The sequence below is a fragment of the Pontiella sp. genome (assembly GCF_041622395.1).
Classification (GTDB): Bacteria; Verrucomicrobiota; Kiritimatiellia; order Kiritimatiellales; family Pontiellaceae; genus Pontiella.
Map to the genome: position 1 here is coordinate 1 of NZ_JBFJYW010000098.1, position 11,665 is coordinate 11,665.

The 11,665-nt window shown below is 59.8% G+C and carries 6 protein-coding genes; 1 reads left to right on the top strand and 5 read right to left on the bottom strand.

Translation table 11 applies throughout. The annotated features are described in order from the left end of the window. Together ABYO54_RS07445 and ABYO54_RS07450 are read right to left on the bottom strand one after the other, a co-directional pair. On the bottom strand, nucleotides 1-935 hold a 935-nt coding region (locus ABYO54_RS07445; RefSeq protein ID WP_372807619.1), incomplete at its 3' end, for a serine/threonine-protein kinase. 35 nt (nucleotides 936-970) lie between these two features. Beyond that, nucleotides 971-1,576: an RNA polymerase sigma factor gene (locus ABYO54_RS07450; protein WP_372807620.1), complete on the bottom strand. Its 606-nt coding sequence runs from the start codon at nucleotides 1,574-1,576 to the stop codon at nucleotides 971-973. A 196-nt stretch (nucleotides 1,577-1,772) separates the two neighbouring features. Between ABYO54_RS07450 and ABYO54_RS07455 the strand changes: the two genes are divergently transcribed. After that, nucleotides 1,773-3,029, top strand: a complete 1,257-nt coding sequence (locus ABYO54_RS07455) for a Gfo/Idh/MocA family protein (protein ID WP_372807621.1) — start codon at nucleotides 1,773-1,775, stop codon at nucleotides 3,027-3,029. Nucleotides 3,030-3,270: 241 nt separating this feature from the next. On the opposite strand, the gene ABYO54_RS07460 is transcribed toward ABYO54_RS07455, so the two are convergent. The 3 genes from ABYO54_RS07460 to ABYO54_RS07470 form a co-directional block, all read right to left on the bottom strand. After that, complete coding sequence (locus tag ABYO54_RS07460) at nucleotides 3,271-8,115, bottom strand: C25 family cysteine peptidase (RefSeq protein WP_372807622.1); 4,845 nt, start codon at nucleotides 8,113-8,115, stop codon at nucleotides 3,271-3,273. Nucleotides 8,116-8,522: 407 nt separating this feature from the next. Continuing rightward, entirely contained in the window at nucleotides 8,523-9,176 is a 654-nt protein-coding gene (locus tag ABYO54_RS07465; protein ID WP_372807623.1) for a hypothetical protein, read from the bottom strand. A 70-nt stretch (nucleotides 9,177-9,246) separates the two neighbouring features. Next, a complete protein-coding gene (locus tag ABYO54_RS07470) occupies nucleotides 9,247-11,217 on the bottom strand; it encodes a cadherin-like domain-containing protein (protein ID WP_372807624.1) in 1,971 nt (656 codons plus the stop codon). Nucleotides 11,218-11,665 lie beyond the last annotated feature (448 nt).

The window sequence follows — 11,665 nt, forward strand, 5'->3', positions numbered from 1 at the left end:
AGATGGTTTTTGACGTCGTCGCGCAACGCCTTCACCGATCGGTACCGATTCGCCGGCTTCAGCGCCAAGGCCTTCATGACAACGGCGTTGAGCGCCTTGGGAACGGCTTTGTTCGGGAAGGCCTTGGCCGGGGAGACGATGGTTCCCGCCAAGGTCCATTCGCGGATCTCGTCCGGGGAGCCGCGCAACGGCGGCTGCTGCGTCAGGAGGGCATACAGCAGGCACCCGAGCGCATAGACATCGGTCTGGAAGGTTTTGACGCCATTTTTTTCAAACTGCTCCGGCGCCATGTAGCCCGGCGTCCCCTTTAACTCGCCGGAAAGCGTCATGTTGTTGAGCAGGTCGGGATTGAACAGCATCGCGTCGAACTCGGAGCCTTCGCTCTCGTCGGAATCGGCGATTTTCCCCAGCCCCCAGTCGCAAATAAAAACCTCGCCGAAGCGCCCGACCTGGATGTTGTCGGGCTTCAGGTCCAGATGAAGCACCCGCTGGGAATGGGCATAGGAAACGGCATCGCACAGCTTCACGAAAATTTCGAGCAACTGTTCGCGCGGCATGCGGTTCTTTTTCAGGATCTCCGCCAGCGAGTCGCCGCGCTTCAGATCCATGGTGAAAAACGGACGGCCATCGGAGGAAAGGCCGATGTCGTGAATGGAGATAATGTTGGGATGCTCCAGCAACGCGGTCAACCGCGCTTCGCGCAGGAAGGGCTCATACATCTCCGAGGGCGCATTTGCCCGCAACTCGGCCATGGCCACCTGCCGGCCGGTCTTCGTGTCGAAAACCCGGCTGATTTTTTTCATGCCGCCGCGCGCCAGCGTTTCCTGGTCGGTATACCGGTCGCCATAGGTGCGCAGCTCCTGATAGATGGCGCCGTGCGTATTTTCGTCGGCCACGCCCTGCTCGTCGTACAACGACAAAAGGCTCGTTGCCATTTCCAAGAATCCATCATCCGGAGGAAGCGGCTTGTTCATGGGGACTCCAGTTCGTTTCGCAGATGGTTGATTTCGATGACCAAACGCTCCTTAACCCGATTCTTCAGCTTCACCACGGAGTTGGGTTTCACATCGAAACGAGCCGCGATCTCGGCGGTGCTTTTTCCGTCGATGCTCATCCGAAAGGCCTCGATGGCCCGCGCCGAAAAAAGGGTGGAAATATTTCTCAACGCCAACTGGACGATATGAAGCTTCCACTCCTCTTCGATGATTTTTCCCATCTCCGGCTCGTCCATGACCCGCGCGGAAGATTCCATTTCATCGGCCACGGCGCTGTGTTTGCGGGTTCGGCGCTCGGTCGACCGAATGTGGTCAAGCACCTGGTTGCGGATCAGCCGGCCAAGCCAGGTGCGAAATTGCGCCCGGTCCTGGTCGTAGATGAAATCCGGCAGGCTTTTCCAGATCCGGAGCAAAATCTCCTGCGCCAGGTCGTCGAAATCCACCTGATACAAATTCATTTTATGCAGCACCATATGGATGAAGCCGCTGTAATAGCGCACGAACTCCTCCCAGGCCGCATCGTCGTCCTGGTTTTTCGCACGCAGCAATAGCGTCTGTCGGGTCTGCCACTCGTTTTTCATAGACCCCGACAAGCTATCAAACGAATGCGCCCCTGTCGCGCCAATTCCCCTCCCGGCAGAATCCGTACCCGCAGAGGGAGCACAACGGGATTCCACCGTTTCTTGACTGGACCTGCGGATGAAGATAACTATGGCGGCCTTTATCGGCGGAAACCCGCCATGTGGCATTCACCTCACGCAATCGGGAAATCTTGTTATGGATCGGAACCAAAAAGTCAGCATATGCATTGTCGGGGCGGGAAGCCGGGGGCGGTCCTATTCCAACTATTCAACGGACTTCCCGGACGAAGTCCACGTGGTCGGCGTGGCCGAACCGCGCGACTTCTACCGCAACGATCTGGTGGAAAAATACGCCATCCCGCCCGAGAACGTATTCAACTCCTGGCAGGAGCTGGCGGCCCACGACGGCCGCGTGGCCGACGCGGTCATCATTGCCACGCCCGACCAAAAGCACACCGCCGCGGCGCTGGCGCTGATCGACAAGGGCTACCACGTCCTGCTCGAAAAACCGATGGCCCCGACGCGGGAAGAGTGCGAACGGATCGTTGCCGCCGCCCGGGCCAAGAAGATCCTTTTCGGAGTCTGCCACGTGATGCGCTATACCCAGTATACCCAGAAGCTCAAACAGCTATTGGACGACGGCTTGATCGGAGAAATCGTCAGCATCCAGCACCTCGAGCCGGTCGGGTTTTCGCATCAGGCCCACTCCTATGTGCGCGGCCAGTGGAGCAACGAGAAAGAGAGCAGCTGCATGCTGCTGGCGAAATCCTGCCACGACATGGATTGGCTACGGTACATCGTCGGTTCGAAAATCGCCAAAGTCTCTTCGTTCGGCCACCTCCGGCATTTCACGGCCGCCAATAAACCCCAAGGCGCTTCCGAGCGTTGCGTCGATTGCCCGGTCGAACCCGATTGCCCCTACTCGGCCATCAAAATCTATCTCGACCTCGTGAAGAAGGGACATACCGGCTGGCCGGTCGACATCATCACCCCCGACACCACGGTCGCCGGCGTGCAAGCGGCGATTAAAACAGGACCGTACGGCCGCTGCGTCTATGCCTGCAACAACGATGTGGTGGACCATCAGGTCGTCGGCATGGAGTTCGAAAACGGTGCCAGCGGCGTCTTCACCATGACCGCCTTCTGCGAAGGTTCCGGCCGCAAAACCCGAATTTTCGGCACCAAAGGCGAACTGTACGGCGACGGCAAGATCATCGACCACTACGACTTCCTGGGCAAAAAGCACGCGCTCATCGATGCCTCGAAAGTCGGGGGCTCCATCGTCAGCGGCCACGGCGGCGGCGACTACGGCCTCATGAAAAAATTCATCGAAGCGGTGGCCACCAACGACCAAAGCGCCATCCTGTCCGGCCCGGTCGAGAGCCTCGAAACGCACACCAGCGTCTTCGCCGCCGAGGAAGCCCGGAAAACCGGCCGCGTCGTCGCGCTTTAACCCAAACCCGGGAAGGGAACCACTGATAAACCCAGATGGACACGGATACTCAATTAGAGATCGAGTTTGTTCCGTTCACCCGCCGGAGTAAGAACCTGTTCTGCCTATCCTGTTCATGAATCCGTGGTTCATTTACATTTCTAGGTTTAAATGACGGCGGATCGGCGGCGGGATCGAACGGGGTTTGCGCCGGGGCCGGCCGGGCTCGCCTTTGCAAGCCCCCGGTCCCTAAAGACAACAACTACTCTCGGTAGGCGCGCACCCGATAGAAGCGCGCCGCGTTCGTTGAAATGGAATCCACCACTTCGTTGGTAACTGCGGTGGGCGGATCGTTGGTATAGACCGGGATCCAAACCGGATCAATTAGGCTCTCGGTATATTCCAGCACTTGGAAAGCCTCTACCCCGCCCACCCACTCGACGCAGAAACCGGCGGCGCCGGCCGAGCACCCGATGACGCCCAAAGCCGACTCGGCATCGTTCGCATCGGTTCCGGCCACATATTCCTCGTAGTTGGAGAAACCGTCGGAATCGGAGTCGGCCGTGGTTTCGGCCGCAATCGCGGTCTCATCAAACACTGAGAGGCTGTTGGCGGTGGCCGTCAGGCGAATCGTATAGGCGCCATCCTCCGAAAACACCACATCGGTGTCGAGCGCCGCCGGATCGCCGACCGTGCCCCCCGCGACCTCCCAGATCGTAGACAACGGGTTCACGCAATCGACACTGCCCGACAGCGTGGCCACCGCACCGACGGCCTGGACGGCGCCGGCATCCACCCCGACGGGCATGGCCGAAAGTTCGCCGACTTCATCGTCCGTCAACGCGCGGTTATAGATCAGGAATTCATCGACGGCCCCGCAAAAGGGATGGCCCGAACCACTGACGTTGCCGCTGTGCAGCTTCGAGGTGGCCCGACACATCCCGACACCACCGGGATCAGTGTGTTTATTGAGCGCGGCCCCGTTGCCGGCGCCGAAACGGACGCCGTCGAGGTAGCCGCGGAACGCCGCCGGATCGACCTGCGTATCGGCATCGAGCACGATCGCAACGTGGTGCCAGCTGCCCGTCGAAAGGCCGTTGGTGCCCAGGTAGGTGGAACTCCATCCGTTTTCTCCGTTGTTCCAGCCGCCGACATACAACGTGTTTTCCGAGAGATAGCAATTGATTCCGCGCGTCGACCCGCCCTCTTCGAAAATCATCTGCGTTCCGTCCAGATCGTCCGCACGGAACCAGAACGCTACCGAGCGTTTGGTTATTCCCGAGACGAGGTTGAAATCGGCGGAGTCGGGAATCTGGACATAGTCATCCGCCCCATCGAACCAGAGCGCCCGATCCCAGATCCCGGCAATCCAGTTGCCGCCCGAGAGCGTGCCGGAATAGTCCTCTCCCGGCGAGGCATCGGCCACATCGCCATCGAAAGGATAACGCACCAAGGCCGGCAATGCGCCGAGGTCATGGATTTCAGCGTCGCCCAACGCTTCGTCGTAGATCACCAGTTCATCGAGCAGTCCGCTGAAATGGAAGGTATTCGTCGCAGTCGATGCCGACCACTCGCCATCATGGCAATAGGTCGATTGGGCAATGCCGCCCAAACAATTGTTGTCGCTGTGGGCGGAGAGAACGGAACCATTGCCGCTCGAAAATTCCACGCCATCGCGATAGGCCCGGAAGCCGTCATTGAGCAGCGCATCGTCCACATCCAGCACCATCGCCACATGATACCACCGGCCGGTAACGATTCCGCTGTCCGAAAGGAATGTGGTGCTCCAGGTATTCGCCCCCCGGTTCCAGCCGCCGACATACAGCGTGTCGCCGTCCAGATAGATATTGAATCCGCGCCAGCTGCCGCCTTCCTCATAGATCATCTGGCGGCCCGACGCGGTGTCGGTCTTGAACCACAGCGCCACCGTGCGTTGGGCAACATCGCAAAGGTTTAAGTCGGCGGCATCCGCAATCGCGACTTCGTCGTCCACGCCATCGAACGCCAGCGCCCCGGCAACCACGCCGCCGGCCGTCTGCCAGCTGCAACCGGACAGGGTTCCGTCATGCCCGCCGGCGGCGTCCGCCGCCAAGCTGCCGGATGCGGCATCGAACGGATAATAGAGTATCGTCGCGATATCGGCCGTCGCGGCCGTCAGGGTTGCAGGCACGAGCCCCACGGCGACGGGCTCCGCGACCGCATCGATTTCGACGGAAATTTCGTCGTACGATTCGTTCGTGCCGTCGGACGCGGTCAACCGGACCACATAACTTCCGGTTGCCGGAAACGTGATGGCCGTTGTTAGCGCGGAGGGCGCTTCGATCACGCAGCCGGCGGCGCCCGTTTCCACGCTCCAGGTCTGCGACGCCGAACCGCCGTCATCCTCGACCGCCCCGCTGAACACGATGCCGGAACCTTCCGTCAGCATGGCCTTGCGCTGCACCGGCGAGAGGATGGCAACCTCCGGCGCGTCATTGAATTCGGCGTCCACTTCCCGCACCGAAACCACCGTGGACTCGCCGGAAAACGTCAAGGCGATTTCGGCTTCGCCGTTCAAGGCGTCCGCATCCGCCGCGGCGGCGAGGGCCACGGTCTGGTACGTATCCCAGTTGTCGGCGGTGAACGTGAGGGTTGAACCGCCGCTGATCGACACATCGGCGTCGCCGGACACCGTCGCTTCGACCGTCTGCGGATAAATGGGTTCTTTGTTCAGGCACACCTTCAGGGAAGCGGTCGCGCCCTCGTCGATTGCGAGGGATTCCAAATCGGTTTCCACTTCCAGGTTCTGGGTTTCAAGCGGAATGGCGAGTCCGGGATCGCCCTGAAGGTTGAGCCCGAACATGACCCAGCGTTTGGCACCGTTGCTGGTTCCGCTGCCGCCATAGTTTTCCTTGTGCGTATAGAACAGCTCGCCGATATCATAGATTTTGTCGTTGAAGAGCACGTCCATGAACTCGCGCATATACAGGCAGGAAGTCCCGCCCGTGGAGGTGTCCGAGGCCGGCGCGGCATCGCCCGAACCCCAGCCATACCGGCTGCAGCCGAGGTAGACCAGCGCCCCGCCGTTGGCATTGCGCAGCATGGCCTCGCTCATGCTCGGATCGGTTTTGTCGAACCCGCCGCTAATGCAGGCCATCGTGTTGAAGACCACAACCAGATCGGTGAGGCCGGCGGCGTCGGTGGTGTTGAAGGAGTCGCTGGTTCCGCTATCGTTGGCTTCGGCGCTCAATGCGGTGGCGCTTCCGTGGGTGGCGTTGAAGACAAACTGCCACCCTTCGCTGTATTTCGTTGCCAGATTCGACCCACAAGCGGAATAGGTGCCCGCCTCGGTGGTGTCCCAGCTGGTGAGGGTGGTGAACATGTAGCAGATCTGCTTCGGCTCCCAATAGGGTTGGATGCAGTCGCGAACCGCGCGGCGCAGCCACATTTCCTCTTCCTCGACCGTGGGGTGGATCTCCATGTCCATGGGGAGATGGCCGTCATACATGGTGTCGCCCGGTCGGTCGGTGCCCGTATACGAGTTCCAAAGCTTATGGCCGCTGGCCAAAAGCTTGCCCTGCACGTTGGCCGGCGGATCGTTTTCATAATCGACCACTTTGTCGATATAGGCCAACGCCTGCGCCGAAGTGCGCACCGGGATGCGGCCGACGTAGACATCGGCATAAAGGTCGCCCTCGTCCTGCGACGTAATGTCATCCACATCCGCTTCGCCGTAGATGCCGTCGGAATCGTAGTCGTCCCAGGTACCATCCAGCCCGGCATAGTAGAGGTCGGTCGGGATGGTGAAATCTTCCGCCGGATCATCCGTGGAAGCGTTCACGATGCAGTAGCAATCGCGGTCGGGCACGATCGTATCGTCGCCGCCCAGCACGACGTAGGTTGTTCCCTTGGTGGCGACATAGTCCGTAATGCAATTGCGGATGGCGGTCTGCGTATCGCTGCCGCCGTCCGGGCGCGTCATGTCATCGTGGGCGGCAATCCAATCGACGGTGACGATTTCGGTGGAGTATCCGTTAAAGGTTTCGCGGTGGTTCGTCAGGGTTTCGAAAGCGCTGCTCAAGTCCGACGAGGTGATGACGAGATAATCGACGGTATCCGCGGTTGCGGAAGCGGCGGAAAGCACGGTCGCGGTCGCGGGTTGCGTGTATTCGAGTTCGACCGCGATCTCCGTGCAAAGGAAGAGTTCGCCGGAGGCGGGAACATAGCGCAACGGGTTGATGCGAAGCGGCAACATGCAGGTGCCGCGCCGCCGAGTCACCCCGCCCCACGGCTCCACCGCATCGGCGGGCGTGCGGTTGGTCGAGGCATAGGCCGCGGCATCCGGGCCCACAAAAACACTGTTCGTGTCGGAGAGCGCAATCGCCGGTTGCACCGGATAAAGCGTCAGGCCCGTACCGACCAACACTTCGCTGACGGAATACGAAACCGCAACCTCCTCCACGCCCGCCGGCAATTCGATCTGCTGAAACGAGGCGGGAAGCCGCGGCGTACCGGGCGCGGCCTCCGGCGACTCGCAACCGGCAAGAGCCACCGTCCGGAATCCGGCATCTTCGCCAAGAATCAGATCGTTGGTGCCGAAGTTGAACACCACGGTGGTTACGGATACTTTTTCAACGGAACTCGTTGCGCGCGCCACGGCCGAGATCCCGCTATCCTCGCACTCAATCGCCAATTCTGCACCAATGGCGATGCCGCTGACCAACTCGTTGCCAAAGGTTTGCTGTTGCAATCGATCCCCGTAGACATAGGCGCGAAACGCCTGCCCCTTGATCAACAGGTCGCGTGCGTTGCCGGCAGCCGGGCCGGTTGCCGCCGGACGGAAAGGGCTGCTGTTGGCCACGCCTTCCACCCGCCGCTCAACCCGCTTTTCAATGGCCTCCGGCAGTGCATCGATCTCATCCGCCGACAGAGCCAACGCCAAAGCCGCTTGCGGGTCGGTCCGAATCAATTCCAACAGATCCTCGCGCCGCGCCAGCGCCAAGCTTTCGCCCACAGTCAAATCGCTGTTGCCCGACGTCCTCCAGGCCTCGAACGAATCGAACGAACTCTCCGCATTCCCCATCAAGGGACCCGCCAGAACCGACAACAGCAACCAGATTTTTTTCACTATTTTTTCCTTATCAACCGATCCAATAAACAGAGCCATCCCCGGAGGAAACCCGCGCGGCACCCGTGAAAACCGGTCGTCCCCTGCAAGGTACAGGCGGCGCCGATCCTTCCAGCTAGACATCGACGTCATGCATACTGTTGCGGGGGCAGGGAACAATCAAGGTTCAATTGGACAAACCGATAGAGCCACGTTCCGGGGTTTTTTACGCGAAAGAAAGCGGTGGGGTTGGTGGTTGGCAGATTCACTTCCATTGGAGTTCGCCACCCGAATCCCCTTCGGCCTCCAGATCCCCGTTTAGAATCACGTTGGCATTCGCCATGGCCGGCTTCCCGTCGCCACATGCCTCTGCACCAGAAAAGCCGCCCGTGGCCGGGCGGCTTTCCTTTGCTTGGAACGCTATTTCCTTAGATCATGAAACGGCGGCGGATAAAGAGGACGGATCCTCCAAACGCGGCCACCAGCCCCAGCGTCGCCGGTTCCGGAATGACCGTAACGGAAACATTGTCGAGCCAGCTGATCGAGTTGGAGTTGTTTTTCGAATAGAAATTGACGCGCAACTCATCATCGGCGCTGGCCCCGGCAGCAATCAGATCCGCACCGGAAAAATCAAAACTCCAGGTCATATCTTCCGTCCAGTCCGCATAGGTGGAATTGGTATGCGTCTGGGCCGTATTCGCCAATTGCGCTTCATATTCCGTGCCTGTTGCGCTCCGGAGCGAAACCCAGATACCGGGCTCCGTTCCGGATTTCCACCATACGTTACAGGCATTGAAATCCACCGTAAACGTGCTGTCCGCATCCCAAGCCGTCGTGAAGTTCTGGTATACCGTGGCATTTCCCGTCAAGCGAACGGCCGTAGTTGGAACCGCAGGAAGCTTCGAGTCCACCGTATCCACACGCACATTGGCACCATCGTTCCACCCGGTAATGGGGCCAACAATGTTGTTGGCGGTATTGGCGAGTCCATCGGCCTCGAAATCGCCATTGGTGATCAGGTTGGCGTTTGCCGAAGCCAATAGGCCGGAAAGGGCCATGAGTGCGACGATTGTTCTCTTCATTTTTCTCCTTTTGCTTATTCCACCGAGCGGGCGCTTCCGCCCGCGCGGCGGATTGTTGCTGTTTTATAAACTATTCGTTGTCGAGATAGGCGCGGTAGAAGACGGCGCCCGCAGAAGCCGGCGTCGTAATGGTTACTTCTCCGCCATTTCCGGGAACCCCGTTGGTGACGATCGTATCCCAGCTTCCATGGGCCAGGCCCGAACGGGCTTCCACGCCATAGTTCCATCCCGACTCGGTCGCCCAGCGAAGGGCGACTTCCGTTCCGCCGGAGACGACTTCGATGGAAATGTCGCCAACCGCCGTGGGTGCACCGCCCTCAACGATCACCGAAACGTTGTCGAGCCAGTTGATCGAGGTGGAAGTGAAATTAAGCCGCAATTCCTCGTTGGCACTGGCCCCGGCGGCGATCAGATCTTCCCCGGTAAAAGTGAAACTCCAGGTCATCGCTTCGGTCCAGTCGGCGTAGGTGGTGTTGGCATGCGTTCCGGCAACGGCCGCCGTTTCCGCCAAATACACCGCGCCCGTGGCACTTTGCATCTCCACGTCAAGGCTGCAAGTCCCGTCCGTGCTTTTCCACCACACATTGCACGCATTGAAACTAACCGTAAACGTGCTGGCCGCGTTCCAGGTCGTGGTGAAGTTCTGGAAGGCCTTGGCGCCATCGGTCAAACGTACGGCCGTAGTTGGAACCGCAGGAAGCTTCGCGTCCACCGTATCCACACGCAAATTGGCTCCATCGTTCCACCCGGTAATGGGGCCAACAATGTTGTTGACGGTTCCGACGAGTCCATCGGCTTCGAAATCGCCGTTGAGGATCAATTCGCCATCCGTCGCTTCGACAACCGTGATCGAGACAGTGGCCGGGGCACTGTCTTGCGCGCCGTCGTTTACGGTGTAGGTAAAGCTGTCGGCGCCAAAGAAATCCGCGTTCGGCGTGTAGGTTAGCACCTGTCCGGTGCCGGCACTCAGGCTGCCGTTGCTCGGGCCGGAAGCCACGGCATACGTCAGGTTGCTGCCTTCGATGTCCGAGCCGCTGAGCGTAATTTCGACCGAACTGTCTTCGAGAACAACGACCTCTAGATCATCGGCCACGGGGACATCGTCGTTGCCCGGATCGACGGTGATCGAAACGGTGGCCGCCGCACTGTCGAACGTGCCGTCGTTGACGAGATAGGTAAAGCTATCGGAACCCACGTAATCGGCGTTGGGCGTATAGGTCACGTCCGGCAGCGCGCCGTTGGTCGCGAGCGTGCCGTTGACCGGCATGGAAAGGATATGATAGGTCAGGTCATCGCCCTCGGGATCCGTCCCGCTCAAAGTGATGTCGACGCTGCCATCCTCGGTAACATTCGTCGATATGGCATCGGCGGACGGAGGATTTCCGACAACCGCGACGGCCTCGAGCGAAGCGAAGGCGATCCACACGTTTTTCCAGCTATTGGGGTTCGTGTTCAGGCTGGTCAGTTGGATCGTACCATCGACCGGGAAAACCGAAGTCCAGTCGAGCGTGCCGGTCGTCGCGGCGGCAGAGGCATAGGATTGAATGCTCGCATCCCCGCTACCGGTCGTTACCGACCAGGTTCCGCTGCCGGAAGTCGTCGCGGAAAGCAGCGAAACGTTGTATGCAGAACCGGTCAGGTTGGAGAACGTCACAACGAAACCGAAATCGCTTCCGGCCGTTCCCTTGTCGTTGCAATAGAACGCATCCTGAGAAGCATTGGTGGCGATCCCGCTGATTTCGGCGATCGCGATGCTGCCCCCGCCGGCAGCCGTCGCGCCATCATTATTGTAGGACGAGAGTTTGACGGCGACCGGGGTTGAGGCCCCCGATGTATCCACCAATCCCGTCATGCTCAGCCCCGCACTCGTCGAGGCCAAGGGATGGTTGGGGCCATTCGCTTCGCCGGTATGCAGTACGTTATAGGATTCCGGCGCGGAATTGACCGTCCCGTTGTCATAGAAATCGACGTAAATCACCTCGGCGTTCGCGGCACCGACCAATCCTGCCGCCAAAGCGGCCAGCCATGCAGTTTTATTCATATTTTCTCCTCTCACGGGTTTATTCATTTGACCGAACCCCAAGCCCTACCCAGCAGGCAAGCGAGCCACAGCCCTATTCCATTCCGCAATAACACCGCACGCCCCCGACGAGGGACTCGGTAGATGAAAAAAAATGCTGCATGGATTTCTTGAGCGGATCGCGGCATCGCTTTTCCGGGCGGATGGCGTTGTCCGGCGCAGGATTCTCGGGGCGGTCTATTGTATCCGGGTTCGTGCGTGGAGGGGCTCGGGCTCCGTGCCAGGATCGCAGGCCTGCGACCCTCCAGCCGCACCGCACTTCGTGGAGCAGGCATCCTTGCCTGCTCAAGGGCAGGCAGGCCTGCCTGCCCCACAAGTCGCAGAGCAGGCAGAATGCCGGTCCTACTTTCCATGCCACCGCAGAAACGAATGAAGTGGTGGCAGAAAAACGGGGCGGCAAAAAAATCGG

Excerpts from the sequence above, each read along its gene's own strand:
- ABYO54_RS07450 (WP_372807620.1), bottom strand. The coding sequence starts at position 1,576 with ATGAAAAACGAGTGGCAGACCCGACAGACGCTATTGCTGCGTGCGAAA.
- ABYO54_RS07455 (WP_372807621.1), top strand. The coding sequence starts at position 1,773 with ATGGATCGGAACCAAAAAGTCAGCATATGCATTGTCGGGGCGGGAAGC.
- ABYO54_RS07465 (WP_372807623.1), bottom strand. The coding sequence starts at position 9,176 with ATGAAGAGAACAATCGTCGCACTCATGGCCCTTTCCGGCCTATTGGCT.
- ABYO54_RS07470 (WP_372807624.1), bottom strand. The coding sequence starts at position 11,217 with ATGAATAAAACTGCATGGCTGGCCGCTTTGGCGGCAGGATTGGTCGGT.